The 21229-nt window shown below is 39.6% G+C and carries 24 protein-coding genes and 1 tRNA gene; 15 read left to right on the forward strand and 10 right to left on the reverse strand.

Translation table 11 applies throughout. The annotated features are described in order from the left end of the window. Positions 1–244: 244 nt before the first annotated feature. The 6 genes from ACNURT_RS21130 to ACNURT_RS21155 all read left to right on the forward strand — a co-directional run bounded on the left by ACNURT_RS21130 (position 245) and on the right by ACNURT_RS21155 (position 6354). Positions 245–1408: a homogentisate 1,2-dioxygenase gene (locus tag ACNURT_RS21130; RefSeq protein ID WP_419699418.1), complete on the forward strand. Its 1164-nt coding sequence runs from the start codon at positions 245–247 to the stop codon at positions 1406–1408. A 100-nt stretch (positions 1409–1508) separates the two neighbouring features. After that, positions 1509–2651, forward strand: coding sequence for a 4-hydroxyphenylpyruvate dioxygenase (gene hppD, locus ACNURT_RS21135; RefSeq protein WP_419699419.1), 1143 nt, complete (start codon positions 1509–1511; stop codon positions 2649–2651). Between the two features lie 217 nt (positions 2652–2868). Next, positions 2869–3333, forward strand: coding sequence for a YciI family protein (locus ACNURT_RS21140; protein ID WP_419699420.1), 465 nt, complete (start codon positions 2869–2871; stop codon positions 3331–3333). 3 nt (positions 3334–3336) lie between these two features. Continuing rightward, on the forward strand, positions 3337–3990 hold the full coding sequence (locus ACNURT_RS21145) for a DNA alkylation repair protein (RefSeq protein WP_419699421.1): 654 nt from the start codon (positions 3337–3339) through the stop codon (positions 3988–3990). A 448-nt stretch (positions 3991–4438) separates the two neighbouring features. Then, positions 4439–5917: a PAS domain-containing protein gene (locus tag ACNURT_RS21150; RefSeq protein WP_419699422.1), complete on the forward strand. Its 1479-nt coding sequence runs from the start codon at positions 4439–4441 to the stop codon at positions 5915–5917. A 14-nt stretch (positions 5918–5931) separates the two neighbouring features. Beyond that, on the forward strand, positions 5932–6354 hold the full coding sequence (locus ACNURT_RS21155) for a response regulator (protein ID WP_419699423.1): 423 nt from the start codon (positions 5932–5934) through the stop codon (positions 6352–6354). Positions 6355–6403: 49 nt separating this feature from the next. Here ACNURT_RS21155 and ACNURT_RS21160 read toward each other — a convergent pair whose 3' ends face one another. Both ACNURT_RS21160 and ACNURT_RS21165 read right to left on the reverse strand, forming a co-directional pair. Further along, on the reverse strand, positions 6404–7384 hold the full coding sequence (locus ACNURT_RS21160; protein ID WP_419699424.1) for a type I phosphomannose isomerase catalytic subunit: 981 nt from the start codon (positions 7382–7384) through the stop codon (positions 6404–6406). A 141-nt stretch (positions 7385–7525) separates the two neighbouring features. Next, positions 7526–8755, reverse strand: a complete 1230-nt coding sequence (locus ACNURT_RS21165) for an NADP-dependent isocitrate dehydrogenase (RefSeq protein ID WP_370996136.1) — start codon at positions 8753–8755, stop codon at positions 7526–7528. A gap of 215 nt (positions 8756–8970) precedes the next feature. Here ACNURT_RS21165 and ACNURT_RS21170 point away from each other — a divergent pair, with 215 nt between their 5' ends. Both ACNURT_RS21170 and ACNURT_RS21175 read left to right on the forward strand, forming a co-directional pair. Next, positions 8971–9678, forward strand: a complete 708-nt coding sequence (locus ACNURT_RS21170; protein ID WP_370996137.1) for a hypothetical protein — start codon at positions 8971–8973, stop codon at positions 9676–9678. 57 nt (positions 9679–9735) lie between these two features. Continuing rightward, positions 9736–10200 carry a hypothetical protein gene (locus tag ACNURT_RS21175; RefSeq protein ID WP_419699425.1) on the forward strand — a complete coding sequence of 155 codons (465 nt, stop codon included), beginning with the start codon at positions 9736–9738 and terminating at the stop codon, positions 10198–10200. Between the two features lie 73 nt (positions 10201–10273). Here the strand turns inward: ACNURT_RS21175 and ACNURT_RS21180 are convergent, their stop codons facing one another. From ACNURT_RS21180 to ACNURT_RS21190, 3 genes are all read right to left on the reverse strand, one after another. Beyond that, the gene (locus ACNURT_RS21180; protein ID WP_419699426.1) at positions 10274–12085 is read right to left on the reverse strand and encodes a DNA polymerase III subunit gamma/tau; all 1812 of its coding nucleotides are present in this window, start codon (positions 12083–12085) and stop codon (positions 10274–10276) included. 74 nt (positions 12086–12159) lie between these two features. Then, complete coding sequence (locus ACNURT_RS21185) at positions 12160–12384, reverse strand: hypothetical protein (RefSeq protein ID WP_370996140.1); 225 nt, start codon at positions 12382–12384, stop codon at positions 12160–12162. Positions 12385–12451: 67 nt separating this feature from the next. Then, positions 12452–13066, reverse strand: coding sequence for a hypothetical protein (locus ACNURT_RS21190; protein ID WP_370996141.1), 615 nt, complete (start codon positions 13064–13066; stop codon positions 12452–12454). Positions 13067–13222: 156 nt separating this feature from the next. Here ACNURT_RS21190 and rpsF point away from each other — a divergent pair, with 156 nt between their 5' ends. The 4 genes from rpsF (at position 13223) to mtgA (ending at position 15185) form a co-directional block, all read left to right on the forward strand. Further along, positions 13223–13588 carry a 30S ribosomal protein S6 gene (gene rpsF, locus ACNURT_RS21195; RefSeq protein ID WP_370996142.1) on the forward strand — a complete coding sequence of 122 codons (366 nt, stop codon included), beginning with the start codon at positions 13223–13225 and terminating at the stop codon, positions 13586–13588. Beyond that, positions 13588–13851: a 30S ribosomal protein S18 gene (gene rpsR / locus ACNURT_RS21200; protein ID WP_022833472.1), complete on the forward strand. Its 264-nt coding sequence runs from the start codon at positions 13588–13590 to the stop codon at positions 13849–13851. Before rpsF ends, rpsR begins: the two co-directional genes overlap by 1 nt. A 15-nt stretch (positions 13852–13866) precedes the next feature. Beyond that, entirely contained in the window at positions 13867–14310 is a 444-nt protein-coding gene (rplI, locus tag ACNURT_RS21205; protein WP_419699427.1) for a 50S ribosomal protein L9, read from the forward strand. A 194-nt stretch (positions 14311–14504) separates the two neighbouring features. Then, positions 14505–15185 carry a monofunctional biosynthetic peptidoglycan transglycosylase gene (gene mtgA / locus ACNURT_RS21210; protein ID WP_419702139.1) on the forward strand — a complete coding sequence of 227 codons (681 nt, stop codon included), beginning with the start codon at positions 14505–14507 and terminating at the stop codon, positions 15183–15185. A 98-nt stretch (positions 15186–15283) separates the two neighbouring features. On the opposite strand, the gene ACNURT_RS21215 is transcribed toward mtgA, so the two are convergent. Next, the gene (locus ACNURT_RS21215) at positions 15284–15886 is read right to left on the reverse strand and encodes a YdeI/OmpD-associated family protein (protein WP_419699428.1); all 603 of its coding nucleotides are present in this window, start codon (positions 15884–15886) and stop codon (positions 15284–15286) included. Positions 15887–15925: 39 nt separating this feature from the next. After that, positions 15926–16411 carry an ABC transporter ATPase gene (locus ACNURT_RS21220; protein ID WP_419699429.1) on the reverse strand — a complete coding sequence of 162 codons (486 nt, stop codon included), beginning with the start codon at positions 16409–16411 and terminating at the stop codon, positions 15926–15928. Between the two features lie 45 nt (positions 16412–16456). On the opposite strand from ACNURT_RS21220, the gene ACNURT_RS21225 reads away from it, so the two are divergent. Continuing rightward, a complete protein-coding gene (locus tag ACNURT_RS21225; protein WP_419699430.1) occupies positions 16457–16939 on the forward strand; it encodes a hypothetical protein in 483 nt (160 codons plus the stop codon). On the opposite strand, the gene ACNURT_RS21230 is transcribed toward ACNURT_RS21225, so the two are convergent. Genes ACNURT_RS21230 through ACNURT_RS21240 form a run of 3 tightly spaced genes read right to left on the reverse strand, consistent with a single transcriptional unit; the run spans position 16934 to position 19511 of the window. Then, a complete protein-coding gene (locus ACNURT_RS21230; RefSeq protein ID WP_419699431.1) occupies positions 16934–17722 on the reverse strand; it encodes a (Fe-S)-binding protein in 789 nt (262 codons plus the stop codon). The two genes, ACNURT_RS21225 and ACNURT_RS21230, sit on opposite strands and share 6 nt — an antisense overlap. A gap of 19 nt (positions 17723–17741) precedes the next feature. Then, positions 17742–18182 (reverse strand): DUF2750 domain-containing protein, encoded by a 441-nt coding sequence (locus ACNURT_RS21235; protein ID WP_419699432.1) that lies wholly within the window; start codon positions 18180–18182, stop codon positions 17742–17744. 27 nt (positions 18183–18209) lie between these two features. Then, entirely contained in the window at positions 18210–19511 is a 1302-nt protein-coding gene (locus ACNURT_RS21240; protein ID WP_419699433.1) for a 4Fe-4S dicluster domain-containing protein, read from the reverse strand. 217 nt (positions 19512–19728) lie between these two features. On the opposite strand from ACNURT_RS21240, the gene ACNURT_RS21245 reads away from it, so the two are divergent. Both ACNURT_RS21245 and ACNURT_RS21250 read left to right on the forward strand, forming a co-directional pair. Then, a tRNA-Phe gene (locus ACNURT_RS21245) sits at positions 19729–19801 on the forward strand. 1022 nt (positions 19802–20823) lie between these two features. After that, positions 20824–21093, forward strand: a complete 270-nt coding sequence (locus ACNURT_RS21250; RefSeq protein ID WP_419699434.1) for a helix-turn-helix domain-containing protein — start codon at positions 20824–20826, stop codon at positions 21091–21093. Positions 21094–21229: the final 136 nt, after the last annotated feature.

Genomic DNA, 21229 nt, shown 5'->3' on the forward strand with positions numbered 1-21229 from the left:
CGTTCAGGGATGCTATGCTTGCTAAAATAGTACTGGCTCAATACTAATTTCTTCTCTTTGTTGTAAGGTTAAAATGTTTTAAAGTTGGAATGTCAATGAACTTTCAACTAATTAAACTTTTAAAACTATTTAGCTTACAGAACCGTTTTGTACTGGAATTGCACTGATATGATGTAAGTTAAAAACATTTCAACCTTACAACATTAAAACATTCAATATTCAAACGAAAGCCAATTAAAACATCATGCCTTTATATCATACATTAGGAGCTATCCCGCATAAGCGGCATACACAGTTCCGCAAACCCGATGGTTCGTTATACGCCGAAGAGCTGGTATCAACCGAAGGTTTTTCGAGCCTTTATTCCCTGGTATATCATGCCTATCCGCCTACTATTGTAAAAACCCTGGGCGAGCCATACAGTGTTGAGCCCAAAATAGCGCGCGAAAAACACCTGAAACATACCAGCCTGGTCGGTTTTAATATAAAACCTGAGGATGATTACCTGCAAAGCCGCAAGCCGGTTCTGGTAAACAGCGATCTGCATATTTCACTGGCCGCACCACGAAAATCCATGACGGATTACTTTTACAAAAACAGCCAGGCCGATGAGGTAGTTTTTATACATGAAGGCTCTGGCACCCTGAAAACAGGCTTCGGCAATATCAAATTTGTATATGGCGATTACCTGGTGATACCCCGTGGTACCATCTATCAGCTGGAATTTGATACACCCGATAACCGGCTGTTCATTGTAGAAAGCTTTAGCCCGATAAGGCCTCCTAAGCGTTATCGTAACCAATACGGGCAACTGATGGAGCATTCGCCTTATTGTGAACGTGATATTAAACGCCCTGCCAATCTGGAGACACATGATGAAAAGGATGACTTTAAGATCCTGATCAAAAAACAAGGTTTAATATATCCGTATATCTATGGCACCCACCCTTTTGATTTTATTGGTTGGGATGGTTTTCATTATCCATGGGCCTTATCTATACATGATTTTGAGCCGATAACTGGTCGCCTGCATCAACCACCGCCTGTGCACCAAACCTTTGAGGGCAATAACTTTGTGATATGCTCCTTCGTGCCGCGCAAATTTGATTACCATCCACTGTCGATCCCTGCACCTTATAACCATAGCAATGTGGATAGTGATGAGGTTTTATATTATGTAGACGGCGATTTTATGAGCCGCAAAAGTGTGGTAAAAGGACAGATCACCCTGCATCCTGGTGGCATACCACATGGCCCTCACCCGGGTTCGGTCGAAAAATCAATTGGTAAGGAATCAACAGATGAACTGGCGGTAATGATAGACCCCTTCCGTCCACTAATGCTGACCGAAGACGCTATAAAAATTGAAGACGAAAATTATTACAAGAGCTGGGCAGACCCCTCCTAACCTCCCCAAAGGGGAGTGATTTAGGAACTGAGCTGTTCAATTAAATCCAAAACACCTTGTTCTCTTACTAAACAGAGCAAGCACACAAATTAAAAAAACTATGGAAACAATAGATAAAAAAGTCTCCCCTATCGGGGGAGATTTAGAGGGGGTGACCGATTTTTTACCCCTTAACGGTACCGATCATGTGGAGTTTTATGTGGGTAATGCCAAACAGGCTGCCCATTATTATAAAACCGCTTTTGGTTTCCAAAACCTGGCCTACTCCGGCCCCGAAACCGGCGTGCGCGATAAGGCATCGTACGTATTACAGCAAGATAAGATCAGGATAGTATTAACCACTCCCCTACACTCCAGCCACCCTATTGCCGAGCATATTAAAAAGCATGGCGATGGCGTAAAAGTGCTGGCCCTTTGGGTTGATGATGCTTACGATGCTTTTGAGCAAACCACTAAACGGGGCGCTGTGCCTTATCAACAACCGCAAACCCTTAAAGATGAACATGGTGAGGTACGCACCAGCGGTATCATGCTTTATGGCGAAACCGTTCATATGTTCATTGAGCGTAAAAACTATAATGGTTTGTTTTTACCTGGCTATCAAAAATTGGAGAACAACTATAACCCACCTACCGCTGGCCTTCTATATATTGATCATTGCGTTGGCAACGTTGGCTGGCATAAAATGAACGACTGGGTTAATTTTTATGAAGATGTTATGGGCTTCCGGAACATTTTAACCTTCGACGATAAAATGATCAGCACAGAATATTCTGCACTCATGAGCAAGGTAATGAGCAATGGCAACGGCTATGTAAAGTTCCCGATCAATGAGCCTGCCGAGGGTAAAAAGAAATCGCAGATTGAAGAATACCTGGAATTTTATGAGGACGAGGGCGTTCAACATCTTGCCCTGGCTACCGACAATATAGTGTCTACCGTAACCGATCTGCAGAGCCGTGGTGTAGAATTCCTGACCGTACCTACTACCTACTATGATGAGTTAACAGACCGTGTGGGCCATATTGACGAAGATCTGGAGCCATTAAAAAAACTGGGTATCCTGGTTGACCGTGACGACGAAGGTTATCTGCTGCAGATATTCACAAAACCAATTGAAGACAGGCCTACCTTGTTTTTTGAGATCATACAGCGTAAAGGCGCCAAATCATTCGGTGCTGGTAATTTTAAGGCCTTATTTGAGGCTATTGAGCGTGAACAAGAGATAAGAGGGAACCTTTAATTAAAGGCAAGATTCTATCTAAAATATTCTATTAACTATTAGCGATGTTTTAATTTGAGCCGGGCAAATTGCCCGGCTTTTTTGCCTTGTGATTTTTTATATTTGATAGAACCTAAATTCATATATAAATGAAACCATCATGAGCTAAGACTCATAAAACAGCATGAATAAAACAGCTCATGATAGCTTCATTACAGTTAAAAAACAAATAATACTAATGAAAAAGCTCATCCTCATCTTCGCAATGACCACTTTCGGTATTAACTGTTTTGCACAGAATACCGTCAAACCTGTTTATGATGCCGCATTGGCTAAAAAGCTGGGTGCCGACCAATATGGCATGAAAAAATATGTACTTGCCTTTTTAAAAGAAGGTCCAACTCAACTGAAAGATTCGGCAGCACGGATGCAGTTGCAAATGGCCCATTTAAAAAATATTACCCGCTTAGCTGCCGAAGGCAAACTGGTAGTAGCAGGCCCGTTTCTGGATGATCAGCCTATCCGGGGGATATTTATTTTTAATGTAGAAACCCTTGAAGAAGCTAAGAAACTAACCGAAACCGATCCTGCTATAAAGGCCGGCAGTTTAGTTATGGAATTACATCCTTTTTACTGTTCGGCCGCATTAGTGGAAGTGGTGAATATTCATAGTAAACTGCAAAGCAAAAGCATAACCGATTGATACATGGCTGTTCATGAGATCATTGATTTTTTAAAATACAAGGCGGACACTGGTTACCTGGCCGGTATGCAACGTTACGGCATAGACAATACAAATGCTATAGGTGTACGGCTGCCTGAATTGCGAAAGCTGGCCAAAACCATCAAAAAAGATCACCAACTGGCACTTGATCTTTGGGATACGGGTTTGCACGAGGCTCGTCTGCTGGCATCGTTAATTGACGATCCGGCTCAGGTTACAGAAGAACAGATCGATAACCGGACAAAGGATTTCTATTCCTGGGATCTGTGCGACCAGGTATGCGGTAACCTGTTTGATCGCACCCCTTTTGCCTTGAGCAAGGCTCTTGACTTTAGCGCTCATGAAGCAGAATTTATAAAACGGGCAGGTTTTGTGCTTATGGCTGAACACGCAGTGCATAATAAAAAAGTTGGTAACGAATTATTTATAGCGTTAATGCCCATTATTGAACGCGAGGCCTGGGACAACCGCAATTTTGTAAAAAAAGCAGTGAACTGGGCACTCAGACAGATAGGGAAAAGGAACGAGGTTTTAAAAGTAATAGCCATACAAACAGCTCAAAATATTTTAAAACAAGATCACAAAGCAGCCAAATGGATAGCCTCAAACGCGCTTGCCGAATTAACAATCAGATAACGATAAGCTCTTATTGGCTTAAAAAACGAATTAAAAACAGGACATTAACACTAAAAACACCGGATTTTAGTACTTTTTTTCTGTGAAAAATATAATTATTACCTCTTTTTTAAAAAAATCACGGGCTAAATCATAATTGTTATATCTTTTACAATTAAATATAGACTAACTATGTATAAAGCCTACTCAAATCGATTATTTCGAGCTATGAATGCGTCAAAATGACAATGTTTTAATACGATAAATTTTATTTTGTAATCATCAGTATTAGAGTTGTTTATATAATTCCAAATACTATATTTGAAATTCGGTGAGTTAAACTTTACGGTTACCCATCAGAAAAACGCACACAACCAACGGTTGTAATTTTCGTGATTTTAAATTATGGCACATAATTTTCTTATAGAGAGCATGTCGTTACCAAAAAAATGAGTAGGTATTAATTTATATGAGTTTTTCTGAGGATAGGTTTTCTGATGACAGCAGGCTGCATCTTGCTCAAATAATTGATAATATTAATGCAGGTATTTGGGAATATAATATTAACACGAGGGTCATTAAATGGTCGGCAGGTTTTTACAGTATTTTGGGGTACGAAGCTAATGAAATTGAATGCTCCAATCATATATTTTTTGATCATCTTTTATATCACCAGGACAAGGCAGTTTTTCTAAACGCTTTAAATGATCAAAGCGCTACCTCTGCAAAACCGATTCAGATAAGGTTACTCACCAAATCATCCGGATATCATTGGTTTGAAAGCACCATCAAAAAGCAATATGATAAAAACGGGCAAATTATATATGGCTCTATTATCAATATCAACCAATATAAACAAGCCGAGTTAAAAGCAACACGTAATGATCAGCATTACGGCGACACTATCCGGATAGCTAAATTAGGCAGTTGGGAAATTGATGCAGCTACTCTTAATTTAACTTTATCCAAACAGATCTACGATATTTTTGAACTGCAAACCGAAATAAAGCTCAGCATTGAAGAAGGGGTAAGTTTTTTTGAACCACCCTATCGCCCCGTTATACAAAACGCCATTAATAACGCCCTGGAGTTTTGCCAGCCATATGATCTGGAACTGCTATTCAGAACAGCCAAAAATCATGTGATATGGGTACGCGCCAAAGGTGTGCCCATCATTAACGAATACGGCAAATGTGTTACCATAAGGGGCATTTTACAGGATATCGACAGCAACAAACGCAAAGGGCTGAGCCTGGAATCATCACTCAATTTACTGACTGATCAAAACAGGCGCCTGCAAAATTTCGCTTATATTGTGTCACATAACCTGCGGTCGCATACCGGTAATTTACAGTTCATGGTAAACCTGTATGAAGAAACAGAATTGACAGAAGATCGTACGGAGATCTTCACGCATATTAAATCGATCAGCAGTAGCTTAAACGCCACTATCGAGCATTTGAACGAAATTGTTAAGATACAAACCGAAATTACCAACGAAAGAAGTATCATTAGCTTTGAAGCTATTTTCAACAACATTCAGTTGGCTATAAAAAGCAATATAGAAGCGTTTAATGCCCGTATAGAATATGATTTTAGTCAGTGTCCGCAGATAAGTTATATACCGGCTTATATGGAAAGTATTTTGCAAAATCTGCTCACCAACGCCTTAAAATACAGTCACCCGGACAGGCAACCGCACATCATTTGCCATACGATGAAAGAGCGAAACCATATATACCTGATATTTGAAGATAATGGCATTGGGATAGATCTTGACCGGTACGGGGATAAGGTATTTGGCATGTACAAAACATTTCATCAAAACCCCGACGCCAAAGGCATAGGATTGTTTATCACCCGCAACCAGATAGAAGCGCTTGGTGGCACCATTAAAATTGAAAGCACCGTAAATATTGGCACTAAATTTACCATTAAACTGGTATAACTTAGTACTGATAAATGATTATAGCCGCTCCCTCTGTTAATACCTGCATAATTGATAATAACCAAATTTACGCTTACGGATTAAAAAAACTACTCAGCATAAAAGACCTATGTAAGCAGGTTACACACTTTAACAATGGCAGTGAAGCAATTGCTCATTTAAAAGACCCTGGCAATACTCAGAATTTACCTGATATTATATTTCTGGATATCATTATGCCTATAATGGATGGCTGGGAATTCATGAAAGAATTTGAGGAAATAAAGTCCCAATTGGGAAAAAAAATCTCCGTTTATATCCTCAGCTCCTCCATTGACTTACACGACATTGACCGCGCGAAAAATATTCCTTCTATTTCAGATTATATTTTTAAACCGGTGGATGTTAAGCAGCTGCAGGAAATTTTTAAAAATTTGCAGGGAATAGCAAGACAATAAAAAAATTAGTACAGGTACTCTTAAATTATACCTGTACTAATTAGGTATATTATTCAATATAGCTTTCTAATATTTTAAAGCTGCCGGTTGTTCCCAGCTCCACCTGATCGATGCTTTTAGGCAGTAAGATACATTCACCCATTTTTACAGAATATACTTCGCCGTTGTATTTTATAGAGTAAGCTCCCTCCACACATACATGAATAACAAAAGAATCAAGTGAAGAGTAGTCTTTAGAAGTACTATGTGTAAAATCGAGCAGGTTAGTTGTGAAATAAGGACAAGAAACCAGCTTTACGGTTTCATCCTTTTTAGGCTGATAGCTGGTTTTATATTCCGGGTAGTGTTTATAATCAATAGCAGCAAGGGCTTCCTGGGTATGCAGTTCCCGTTTATTGCCTTTATCATCAACCCGGTCAAAATCATATATGCGGTAAGTAATGTCAGATGTCTGCTGAATTTCGGCAATCAGTAAACCTTTGCCGATGGTGTGTACCCTGCCGGCCGGTAAAAAGAACACATCACCTGCCGTTACATTTTCCTTATTCAAAATATCGGTAAGGTGTCCGCTGTTAAATTTATCCAGGTAGATCTGCTCGTTAAGCTCCTGATTAAAACCGGCTATCAGGGTTGAACCCGGGTCAGCTTCAATTACATACCACATCTCGGTTTTTCCAAATGAATTATGACGCTTTTTGGCCAGTTCATCATTCGGGTGCACCTGGATAGACAGATCTTCATTGGCATCAATAAATTTCACCAGCAAGGGGAATATATTACCAAAATGTGCATAAACTTTTTTGCCTACCAGTTCGTCTTGATATTTCTCCAGCAAATCGGCCAATGATTCACCAGCCAGTTCACCATCGGCCACTACAGATACATCAGATTTTACGCCTGATATTTCCCAGGTTTCACCACAGTTAGGCAAAGCACCAAAATCTTTATGTAAATAAGTTTTGATCTTTTGACCACCCCATATTTTGTCTTTATAAATAGTTTTAAATTTTAATGGATATAATGCTGACATCGGTTTTGTTTTTATAGCGCTAAGTTAGGAGTTAAAAAAAGAAACAGATAAACCGCTTCAGCTTTTTTTACCAAAAAATTGATGGGCACAAAAAAACCCGCTTTTTTTGAAGCGGGCTTTTTGTATGAATTAAGTTATAAATTATTTACCTAATTTAACTTTCAGGTTTTCGTCAATAGCAGCCAAAAACTCTTCGGTGTAAAGGTAATCTGTACCATGTTCAACCTTTGGTTTAATGGTGATGGCCAAATCCTTGGTCATTTTTCCACTTTCTACAGTTTCTATACAAACCTGCTCTAAAGTTTTACAGAAGTTTACCAGCTCCTGGTTATTATCCAGCAAACCACGGAACTCTAATCCTCTTGTCCATGCAAAGATAGACGCAATTGGATTAGTTGACGTTGGTTTACCAGCCTGGTGTTCCCGATAGTGACGGGTTACCGTACCATGCGCTGCTTCGGCTTCCATAACAGTACCATCTGGTGTAACCAAAGTGGAGGTCATTAAACCTAATGAACCAAAACCTTGCGCTACCGTATCTGACTGTACGTCGCCATCATAATTCTTACAAGCCCATACAAAGTTGCCGTTCCATTTTAATGCAGATGCAACCATATCATCAATCAGGCGGTGTTCATAAGTAATGCCTGCTTCCGCAAACTTTTGTTTATAATCCTGCTGATAGATTTCTTCAAAAATATCTTTAAAACGACCATCATATTTTTTCAGGATGGTATTTTTGGTTGATAAATATAAAGGCCAGCCTTTCATTAATGCCTGGTTAAAGCAGGCATGTGCAAATCCTTTAATAGATTCATCGGTATTATACATAGTTAAGGCTACACCATCGCCCTTAAAATTATACACTTCGTATGATTGCTCGGCGCCACCATCTTCGGGAGTAAAAGTTACTGTAAGCTTTCCTTTTCCTTTGGTTAAAAAATCGGTAGCACGGTACTGATCGCCAAAGGCATGACGACCTATGCATATAGGTGCGGTCCAGTTAGGAACCAAACGCGGTACGTTAGCCATTACAATGGGCTCACGGAAAACGGTACCGTCTAAAATATTACGGATAGTTCCATTTGGTGATTTCCACATTTGTTTTAAGCCAAACTCTTCTACACGGGCCTCATCAGGTGTAATAGTGGCGCATTTAATACCTACACCATATTTTAAGATAGCGTTAGCGGCATCAACGGTCACCTGATCATTAGTTTCATCACGATACTCGATACCCAGATCATAATATTTGATATCAAGGTCCAGATAAGGAATTATCAACCTGTCTTTGATAAATTTCCAGATAATTCGGGTCATTTCATCGCCATCCAGTTCAACTACCGGATTTTCTACTTTAATTTTTGACATACCTGATGTTGTTGTTTTTTTATTTTAATGGCTTCAAATATATTAAATAGACTTTACCATTTTCATTAATAATTAAATGAAATTTGATTTATTTGGGCCCGAATGGTTGTAATGGCAAGTTTCTTGTGTTGGCAGGGGCGGATACTATTTTTATGAAATTAAACGTTAATTAAATAAAAACAGATTGCCAGTTAATAGCCCCCTAATGTCTATTTATGACAAAACTGATATTAAAAACAGCTCTTACAATTACTTTATGCACCAGTGCATTTTTAGCAAAAGCTCAATTAGGTTACGACTATGCACAATATGATGTTGGCGTAGGCCTTGGTCTTAACTATCCCATCAGTACAGATGTAACCAAAGCTTTAAAGTATACCCCATCGGCTCAATTTAACTTCAATTACAACCATGGCCCGTTTGTAAACTATGTTTTTGAAGGACAATTTGGTAGCCTTAAAGCCGGTGATGTCAATCAGGGATATGGCCGTACGTTTGAAAATCATTTCTGGGCCTTTGCCTTAAGGGTGCAACTGCAAGCCGGTGAGTTAATGGATTACTCTAAAAGCCCAATGGCTAATGCCTTTAAAGGGTTTTACCTTTCAACCGGCATCGGATACCTGGTGAACCATGTAAAAAGGGGCGGAGAAAATGGTCTGCCGGCTGGTGTTCAACCAGCAGGCGATAATAATAGCCAAATACCTTTTATACCTTTAAGAATAGGTTATGAGATAAAACTATTTAACCAGTATAATGATCCCGGCATTAAGATAGATCTGGGCTATCAATACAACAGGGTAATGGATGATAATCTTGATGGATACAAAGCCGGGCGCCACAATGATATATTTACGCAGTTTATTCTGGGTATAAAAGTAGGTATTGGGGGTGTAACATCTTACCGCAAACAGATATATTATTAATTACTCTTTTTGAATTTTGGCAAGGTTTTTTGGTATATTTAATCAAAGCAAAAACTGATGAACAATCAAAATATAAACCCCGAATTTAATGATGATTATGAAGACGATGACGCTTTAAACGATAACAGCGCCGATCGGGACAGAACATTAAAAGATGAGTTAGGCGAAACCATTGACAAAGAGGATCTTAATTACAACTCCGATGATAATAGCTTTGAATATGATGTAAAGAGCGACAATCCGGATTATGACCATCCCGATCCTTATAATACTTCTGTCAAAAACGGCAACGACATGAATTCAACTTATGACGAAGCCAATCCTTATGATGATACAGATGAGGAATATGCCGGTAAAAGATCGATTGAAACTGATGTTGATGATCTTGGCATGCACATTGATGATGGCGATATTGTAGAGGTTGACCCTACAGATTCTGCATTAGCACACACTCCTGAAGATGACCGTGATGATCTGGATGAAGAAGGGTATCCTAAAAATGATTCGGAATTTTTAAAATAAATTAGCGAGCGGTGAGTGATGAGTTGTAAGTTAATAACTACTCTCCACTCACAGCTCACCACTAACTAATCTCCTAATCAAAATCAAGATTAAAGCGGTTGCGCAGGTCGACGAGCTGAGGGTTACGGGCAGCCAGGTACTGAAATTTTTCTATTGCTGTATATGGCTTTCTTACTACCTCCTGCTCATCTACACGTGCATTTACTTCAATAGTAAAGTTTTTTAACCGGCCCCGCAGGTAATTGTGTAAAGCGGCTCTTTCTTCTTTAAATAAGTTTTCCTGCAGTTTGGTACCCACCACAATCTCAAACTCATAGGGTTTAAGCATCCGGGGGGCGTTGGCAATAAAAATGGTTACCAGGTTCTTTTTACCTTCTCCTTTAATCTTTGCGGCAAAATCACTCCAGCACTGCAAAAAGTTGTCCATGGTAAAATCCTCCCGGTCATCTCCCTTTAAGTAAGGATCTTCTTCATCGGCTTCTTCTTCAGCAGTTTTACCCGTATCTGTAAGCGAAGGTATTTTTATGGATAACGAACCCAGACTTGGCGATGGTATAAATATTTTAGGCTTTTCTGCAGGTGCTTGCTCTTTTGCTTCTGTTACTTGCTTATTTTCAATGCTTTGAGGTTTCGAAGTATTATAAGACAAGGGCGTATCGCTTAATACTGCCGCCTCATTATTGATCCTATTATTTTGTACCGGTGGTACTACTGTTGCGGTATCAGGTTTTTTTTTTAATGACCCGTCTTCTGCGGATGTTGCTGTAAGCGGTGAGGCTACCATACTAAATGCCGAGGGCAAATGGCACATTTTAAGCAATGCAAGCTCAACCTGGAGCCGCTGGTTTTTACTTAGCTTATAATTAATATCGCACTGGTTGGCAATATTCATAGCCGAAAGCAGAAACGATACCGGGCTGCTTTGTGATTGCTGCAGGTATTTATTTTTAATACCCTCGCTTACTTCAAGTAATTTTAAGGTGGATTGATCTTTAGTCACCAGCAAATTGCGAAAATGTTCGCACAAACCAGCTATAAAGTGTGCACCATCAAATCCTCGCGATAATATTTCGTCAAAAAACAGCAGCGCTTTACCTGTGTCTTCTTGTAGTAAGCTGTCGGTTATGTTAAAATAATAATCGTAATCAAGTATGTTCAGGTTATTAATTACCGATCGGTAAGTAACCTTGCCACCAGAAAAGCTGACGATCTGGTCAAACATCGAGAGCGCATCACGCAAACCACCATCGGCTTTTTGCGCTATAATATGCAAGCCATCAGGTTCATAGCTGATATTCTCTTTGCCCGCTATTGATGCCAGATGACCAGCCATATCATCAACCCTGATACGATTAAAATCAAAGATCTGACAGCGGGAAAGTATGGTGGGCAGAATTTTATGCTTTTCGGTAGTGGCCAGTATAAATATGGCGTAGTGTGGTGGTTCTTCCAGCGTTTTCAAAAACGCGTTAAAAGCCGCCTGCGACAGCATGTGCACCTCATCAATAATATAAACTTTATACCGGGCTGCCTGTGGTGGTATGCGTACCTGGTCAATCAAACTCCTGATATCGTCAACCGAATTGTTTGACGCGGCATCCAGCTCATGTACGTTAAAGGAGTTACCATTCTCAAATGCCTTACATGAAGCACACTCACCGCAAGCCTCGCCGTTAGGCTGTAAATTGGTACAGTTGATAGTTTTGGCCAGGATACGCGCGCAGGTAGTTTTGCCTACGCCACGTGGCCCGCAGAATAAAAATGCCTGAGCCAGCTGATTATTTCTAATAGCGTTTTTAAGTGTGTTGGTTATATGTTGCTGACCAACAACAGTTTCAAAAGTAGCCGGGCGGTATTTACGAGCCGAAACAATAAAATTATCCACAGCTACGAAGTTAGCAAGAAAATGCCTGAAGTTAAAGTATCGATGAAATGATTATGTAATTAAACTACGCTACCCTATTCGTCATCATCGTCGGGTTGAGGGTAATCATCCTCCGGATCTGGTTCGCCCAAATCGTCATCTACCTGAATTTCATGCAGATCGTCCAATTGATTGTCCAGATCATCGTCTTCATCATTCCAGTCGCTTTCAAACTCGTCATCCTCCCCACCGGGAGCTAACATGGTGATGTTATTATCCGGCAATACTGCTTCTTGATATTCAGGGTTTACAAATTGCATAATGAATATTTAAGGGTGAAATAACCTATGTAAAGATAAGTTTTCAAAATCATGCTTTCACTGTGATCTATAAAATATCAATGCTTAAAATTTCCTTTACCTTATAGTAGCCTTTTGCCTGCGGAAGGTAAACCTCTAATTCCTGCCAGGTTATTTTTAACTTTTTCCCGATAAGCCCCGCAGCACCACCGATAAATCGCTCTGAATTAGGAAATTGCCTTAACCAAAGGAATGATCTTTCACTTTTGCCTGTTTCGGTTATAATAACGTAATTGAAGCCTTTTACATCTATCCGCTTAAATGTGCCAGTTATTGACCGATCTTCTTCTACTTCTTTGCTATTCATTTTTACAGCCAGCTTCAAAAAGTAATCACATTTTTGCTTCACAAGATTTTTGGCCAGATCAATACCTACGGCACGCATGGCACTTTGATCTGTCATATCTACCTTTCTTTCGGCAGCAAGGTCAGGTAACAAATCAGCATGGGCCATTACGCATTCAGTATAAGCCTTTACTGCCTCTTCTTTAGTACTTATTTTTGAAATATCAAGCCTGGCCAGGCTCTTGCAAAGACTATCGGTCATTCGCTGCTCAACCGGCCCGGGAGTTGCCATTTGCGCATTAACAGCGCCGCACATTATCATAAAAATAATGGTGAAAAGGAGTAGGTTTTTTTTCATGTGATATATTTTTATCAAATATAAATGTTGACTGCTTATTTTATGGATTAAACAATTTAATTTTTGAGTCGTAATTACTTGATAAATACAGATAATCTTTCTACATTTGCAGCCCCGCAATAGTGGGTGTAATTAATTAAAAATCAAAGTATAATAATGCAACAGTACGAAATCGTGATCGTTCTAACCCCGTTGTTATCAGAAGAAGTTGCTAAAGAGGCTAATGCCAAATTTAGCAAGATCTTAACTGATGGCGGAGCCGAAATTGTCCAGGAGGATAATTGGGGTTTGAGAAAATTAGCGTACCCTATTCAGAAAAAGACTACAGGGTACTATCACTTAACTGAATTTAAGGCTCCAGGTGATTTAATTAACAAATTGGAGGTAGAGTTAAGGCGCGATGAGCGTGTTTTGCGTTTCCTGACCATTGCTTTGGACAAACATGCCATTGCTTACAATGACAAAAAACGCAGCGGTGCTTTTAACAAGAAACCAGCAGCTAAAGCGGAGGAAACAAACTAATGGCTAACGAACAAATTAAATACGTTACCGCTCCAAAAGTGGAGGATAACCGTAAAAAATACTGCCGTTTCAAAAAGAATGGCATTAAGTATATTGATTACAAAGACGCAAACTTTTTATTAAAGTTCATTAACGATCAGGGTAAAGTGTTACCACGTCGTTTAACCGGTACTTCATTAAAATTCCAGCGTAAAGTGGCTCAAGCCGTTAAACGCGCACGCCACATTGGTTTATTACCTTACGTTACAGATTCATTAAAATAATAGGAGATTCAGAAAATGGAAGTTATTTTAAAACAAGATGTAAAAAACCTGGGTGATAAAGACGATGTAGTAAACGTTAAACCAGGTTATGGCCGTAATTACCTTTTACCAAAAGGCTATGCCATATTAGCTACTGAAAGCGCCCGCAAAGTTTTAGCTGAAAACTTGAAACAAGCTCAGTTTAAACAAGAAAAGATCCGCAAGGATGCCGACGCGATAGCTGCCCGTTTAGAAGGCGTTAAATTAAACATTGGCGCTAAAGCCGGTGAAAGCGGTAAAATTTTCGGTGCCATCAACACTATCCAAATTGCTGATGCATTGAAAAAAGAAGGCTTTGAAGTTGACCGTCGTCGTATTACTTTTGATCAGGAGCCTAAGTTTGTTGGTGATTACATCGCAAACCTAAACCTGCACAAAGAAGTAAAAGTACAGGTTCCTTTCTCAGTAATAGCTGAGTAATTTATATTTCGGAATTCGGAGTTTTGATTTCGGATTTTGAACTTAATTGTAGAATTTTAGAGGGTGTTTTGCATTGGCAAAACACCCTCTTTGTTTTATAGAATTTATCATCAATAGTGAAACGCACCTCCGCCTCATCCTCAAAAAAAAGCTCCAGGTCAAAGTCGTGGTTTTCAAAGCTTAAAAACAATGGAATTGCCCGGCTTTTATTCAGAGTTATAAAGCTTGCCTTTTTACTTTTTGTAGGGTTGAGCCTTTTAGGTGTGCTCTTTTACCGCTTTGTAAACCCACCCTTTACCTGGCTCATGATAGAGCGCGGTTTTCAGCGCAAAGCTGCCGGTAAGGACTGGAAGATAGACAAGCAATGGAAGGATTTTGATGATATCTCCGATAATATGAAGCGGGCAGCCGTAGCCGCCGAAGATCAAAGCTTCCTGGAGCATCACGGTTTTGATTTCCGGGCCATTGAAAAGGCTATTGAAAAAAACGCGCACAGCAAAAAGCTCATCGGCGGTAGCACCATATCGCAGCAGGTAGCCAAGAATGTTTTTTTATGGGATGGCCGCTCCTTATTACGCAAAGGCTTCGAAGCTTATTTTACGGTATTGATCGAAACTTTCTGGAGCAAAAAACGCATCATGGAGGTTTACCTTAATGAGATTGAAATGGGAGATGGTATTTATGGCATAGAGGCCGCCTCACAAGCTTATTTTCATAAATCGGCAGCAGCCTTAACCAAGCACGAAGCAGCTGCCATAGCGGTTATATTTCCAAGCCCGCTCAGATGGTCGGCCACCAACCCTACCCGTTATTTAAGACACAGACAATACCTCATCATGAAAAATATGCGCAGGTTGGGTCCGTTGGATTTTTAGAATATTCTATAACGATACAGTTTAATGTTTGAAAAAATAGACTTTAAGAGATCGATTGCAAAGCATAAAAAGTGTCAACCATGTAAATCCAATTTACTCTACTTATACTTCCAATTTCTTGATTTACCTTCACTCATCCACTCCGCGGCGGTTTCGAGTCTTTTTTGCCGGGTAGCCTCTGTTTTGGCTTCGGTGATCCATTCTACATATTCCTTTTTATTGGAATAACTAAAATCATAAAATACCTGTACGGCTTTAGGATAAGCAGCTAAAAAATCAATAAAATAATCGGGAATCACTAATTCGGCTTTTTCGGCAGGAGTTTTTTTCGGAGCAGCCTTTTTTATGCCTTTTTCGTTTAATTCGATTCCCTGCAATACATAGGCCATTAATATTTCCTTTGCAGGCAGATCGGCAATAGTAGTAACACGACCAAAGCTACCTGCGGCAGCATCACTGGTATCCTTTAAATCCCCCTTCATCAACGACCATCGCCAGAAACCGAAGGCGCAATGCTGCTTAAAGGCCGCCATTTGACATACCGGTCCTTTATAATCAAAAAAGGGCATCCCCCATTTTATGCCTTCAGTGATCAGGGGCGATGCTTCGTGGACCACTTGTCTAATGTATTCCAATATAGGTTTGGCAAACGCTGCAGATTTGTCGATATAAATATCTACCCGGTTATCATATTGTTCCATAATTAAATTTATGCAAACAACCCAACTTTAGCAATAGCGCTATTGATTAACCAGATCGCGAAAAAGCTGTATATGCCAGCTATTTTTAAATGGCACCTCCCATTTACTTTCCAGCTCACCTACATTTTGCACCATGTTGTTATAGACAATGGTTTCGGTATTTATCTTCCCTTGCTTCAAAAGGTCTTCAAAAGCATGCCGTGGTAATGAAAGCACCTCTCCCCCTTCGCGATAAGCCAGGTTAAACCTGTCGAACAAATTGATGTGATAATGCTGCTCCAGGTGCTTCATGAAATGAACCGATTTATCGATAGAGCAGCCGCTGGCGCCCGCCTGGCTTTCATCAACTATTAAAATCAAAAAGCGGTTATACCTGATCTCGGCCCTGGCTTTTAACTGGTTGTTATGGGCTGTCCAGCCGATGGTAAAATCATCCAGTTCCTGTTGTATCTGTTCTACTTCAGGATCAGTTAATTTTCGGTCCGACTGATATATCCAAACTCTTGAGTGTTGAGAAAATTCCATTTACAAAAATATCAATTTATTAACTTCGGGTTACATTTTGTTGTCATGAAAAAATCACTTCAGCCGCAAACAAAAAAGATTTTAGTATTCACCCTCATTTTATTGGCCGGATGGCTAAATTATAGCTTCAGGCCACAAACAGACGACCAGGAATGGCTTAGCTGGAGCAATAAATGCCTTACCGAATCATATAATCCGCCGCCTGATGTTAAATTAAAAAAGTGGGAACTTACCCTTACCAACGATTATTTTTTGCGTCTCAGAAAAACTTATCAACATGGTAAACAGGAATATTTTTCCTTCAATTTACACCGTTTAAACCTGGTACAATACCAGGGAGATGAGCAAACAGGCACGCTGGAATTAAGTACCAACGCTGATGATATTATCGTGCAAACTTATGAAGACCCAAAGGGAGATATCGACTCCATGTCAACCGTTCTTGATCTTCCTGTAAGGAACATGAGTGCCGCCCGATTGGACAGCTTAAAAAATGCGCTGAGCTATTTTAAGGCCAAAGCTTTATAAACCGTTGGCCCTCACAGTGATCTCGGCAATATCCAGCACCTGTATCTCCTGTTCTTTATCCTGATGCTTTACACCATCGGTTAGCATGGTCATGCAAAACGGACACGCAGCGGCTACAACCTGGGCCTTCGCTTCCAGGATATCTGTCATACGCTCCATGTTGATCTCTTTTTTACCAGGCTCTGGTTCTTTGAACATTTGGCCGCCACCAGCACCACAGCATAAGCCGTTTGACTTGCAGCGTTTCAATTCAACTAATTCAGTATCTAATATTTCAAGAGCCGCACGCGGTGCCTCATAAACATTATTACCCCGGCCCAGATAGCAAGGATCGTGGAAACTGATCTTTTTACCTTTGAAGCTTTCACCGCCCTCTGCCCTCAGTTTTCCTTCATCAATCAATTGCTGGATAAGCTGTGAATGATGGATCACTTCGTAATTGCCACCTAAGCCTGGATATTCATTTTTGATGGTATTAAAACAGTGCGGGCAACCGGTTACTATTTTTTTAATATTATAGCCATCAAGTACCTGTATGTTGGTCATGGCCAGCATCTGAAACAAAAACTCATTACCGGCACGTTTGGCAGGATCACCTGTACAGCTTTCTTCCGTTCCTAAAACGGCGTATTTAATACCCACGTGTTGAAGTATTTTACAAATATCACGGGTTATCTTCTGCGCTCTTTCATCAAAACTACCGGCACAGCCAACCCAGAACAATATCTCGGGCTCTTGTCCTTGTGCAGCCATATCGGCCATGGTAGGTATTTTTTGGTTCATTATTTATGATTTTTCTCAGCTAATCAAGTGATTCACTGATCTCAGTTATAAATTCGTTTATGCTGGTATAATTTTTAAACGTGATTGCCGAGTTAATAGCATTCAATTGTTCAAGAATATCAAGTGCCAGGTTTAAAGCAGCACTTTCCTTTCCGAACATATTGGCATCCCAATTAATACCGGCTAAAACTTCATTATCAGCCATCTCTGTGCACCAGCTTTCTAAAAATTCCGCTAAAGGGATTTCAACCGGCAAATAACCTTTCCAATCATCCCTGGCACAGATCTTAGCATAAGCCCTATCTGACCAAAATGGGATCACATTAATTTCTTCACTATCATTTGAATGAGAATTAGCCCATCCGTTTTTGCTTTTTAAGACCCACACCAATTTGCTTGCAGCGACCTTTTCAATAAATAGCTTATATTTTGATTCAATTGTTGTTATATCTTGTAACATCCTTATTTATCTATTATAAATCCCTGCTTAATCACCATCTGCCCAATTAAACCTATCAGCCTGGCTATATTTCCATGGTGCACCATTATTTTCCACATTGCCAAACATATTATTAAGGCTGGCAGGGGCCTGTGATTCTTCCATTACGATATAGCGGCGCATTTCGGTAATAATTTCCAGCGGATTAATATTTACCGGGCAAGCATCCACGCAGGCATTACAGGTGGTACATGCCCAAAGCTCTTCGCGGGTAATGTAGTTATCCAATAATGCTTTACCGTCATCATGGTCTTTTCCATGCTTATCCAGGTTGTTGCCCACCTCGGTAAGCCTGTCGCGCGTATCCATCATAATTTTTCGGGGCGATAACAGTTTCCCGGTAATATTAGCTGGGCATACTGAGGTACACCTGCCACACTCTGTACAAGTATAAGCTTCCATCAAATTTTTCCAGTTCAGGTCCGTAACGTCTTTAGCGCCGAAACGTGCAGGCTCGCCCGTATTCACAGGCACAAAAGAGGGATCAAGCATAGCCTTTACCTCATTGGTAACCGATGCCATATTGGTAAACTTCCCTTTATTATTTAAATTGGAGTAGTAAGTATTTGGGAAAGCCAACAGGATATGAAAATGCTTGGAATAAGGCAAATAATTTAAAAATGCCAATATCCCTATAATGTGAAACCACCAGCATACCCGCTCAACAATAACCAAAGCAGCGGATCCATCAGGTAATAATGGAGCAATTAATGAACTCATCGGAAAACTTCCTGCTTTAACATAGTGACTAAAATGCAATAACTGTAATTTGTAATCAGCCGCATTCATGGTTAAAAAGGCACTCATTAGCAAAATTTCGGTAATGAGGATATAATTGGCATCAGACCGTGGCCATTTGGTCATCTCGGTGCCTGTGAAGCGTTTCAAATGAACAATATTACGTCTGCACAGAAAAACAATGCAAGCGGTAAGCACTAACACAGCCAATACCTCAAAGCCTCCTATTAAAAAACCATATAAGCCTCCTAATGGGTGCGAAAATATACGATGTGAGCCGAATATTCCATCGATCATGATCTCCAGTACTTCCAGATTAATGATCACAAAACCGATATAAATAAAAAAGTGCATAACGGCAGCAACCGGACGTTTTACCATTTTGGTTTGTCCAAGAGCTACCTTTGCCATGACTTTCCAGCGCTCGGCTGGCCGGTCAGATCGGTCAGTATCTTTCCCCAGCAGTATATTACGCCTTATTTTAGCTGCATTTTTGGCAAACAGGTAAATGGCAGTCCCTAATATGATAATAAATATAACTTGTGCAATCATTATGCGTGCATAGTATTTTATTCAAAGTTAATTGAATTGTTGAAAGAGAAAAATGTTTTAGGATTGAAAAATATCTTTAAAGCTAAGTAACTGATTAGCTGGCAAATTGTTTAATTTCAAAAATCGATCTGAACTTTCAAGGGAATATTTTTAAACTTTTTTCAAAAAAAACTTTTCAAACATAAAAAAAAAGCTACATTTGCACTCCCCAAACGGAGGTATCATAGCTCAGTCGGTAGAGCAAAGGACTGAAAATCCTTGTGTCGCTGGTTCGATCCCAGCTGATACCACACTTCCAAAGCCTCTTAGAAAACTAAGAGGCTTTTTTTATGCCTTAAAAGTGCCTTTACAGCTTCTGAGTGCTGTTTTTACTAATTTATTAATAACTCCTTGATTGGTTTCTATTTTTCTTAATTCTTACTTTCTGCTTCGTATTTGATGGTTTTGATGAATATTTGGCGCACTTTTGGCGCACTTTTACCTTTAATTGGGTAGCAATTTAGCGAAATCAAGCTTTGTTCATTCATATTATGAGTTTAAGTGAATAAATAATTATGGTGCCCGAACAAGTGCAAAGATAAATTAAATGCAAGGAGGAACGGAATAAATGTAGGTTAGTGTATGGGGTAGTGTTTATGCCGTAGTTCCTTGCCTTGTATTCCAGGCTAACACTTAACTTTGCTGAATAATTATTATCTCACTCTCCATTCCTTTTCATTCAGCACATTTTACATTTAAGTTCTATATCTCTATACAGGTTGATTTAAAAATGTGCAGATTCAAATCCCCAATTCAGAAATGTAAAATTGCAATTAGCTTGCTACACTTTTTTAAAAAATAGGGTTATTAACACCCTTAATATCAAGTGTAGCAAACTCATGAAATGAAAGAAATTGTTGTTTGATGAGTTAAATGACTTTTCACCTTGACTTATTAAAAGGTAAGACTTGTAAGTAACAATTTCCTATTTTTTGAGAGTTTTTGTAACTACCCTTATAAGAGTAAGAATGTTAGAAAAATAGGAAAAAGGAAAGTGATTGAGGATGGTTAAAATGCTACTTCTATCTATTGTCTTTAAAAGGTAGATTGTTGTTTGACTTGCAAGTGACCCTATCTGTTATTTGAAGCTTGTTTAAGTTTGTTTTGTTGTTGGGAGTGTATTGGTTAGATGTGATTCTAACCTGTTCGCTTTAAAAGGTAAACCGTTCAATTATTCACCTATTATCCATCTTCAGTACCTTTTAATAAGATAACTCAAAATGCTATCTACGTGTATATCGATCGCCATTGAACTAGAACTATCTGTCTGTTTTTGACAATCAAAGCTGGTGTTCACGCTAACCTTATCGGTAGATACGAAAGGGATGAGGCTATTTCCTCTGTGGAAGTTGCCAGTAAGATCGCTGATGCCCTGAGCGTATCATTAGACTACCTGGTAGGTAAGGCTGATCAGCGCATTGATCAAGCTCTCCTGGACAAAGTTCTATCTATCCAGCAACTACCTAATGAAGATAGAGAACACATCATGTATGCCATAGATGGCCTTATACAGCATGCCAAAACAAGGTTAGCTTTTAAATAGTAAAAGCCCAACCGTTGTGGTTGGGCTTACTTGTTACTTATCAGTTCTTGTTCACACGCCACAGGCGTGCGCCAGCAAAGGGCAAAAGCTCAACCATTTTGATTGAGCTTATTTACCTTATACTATCGCATTGCAA

It is taken from the genome of Mucilaginibacter sp. NFX135 (genome assembly GCF_048565145.1).
Classification (GTDB): domain Bacteria; phylum Bacteroidota; class Bacteroidia; order Sphingobacteriales; family Sphingobacteriaceae; genus Mucilaginibacter.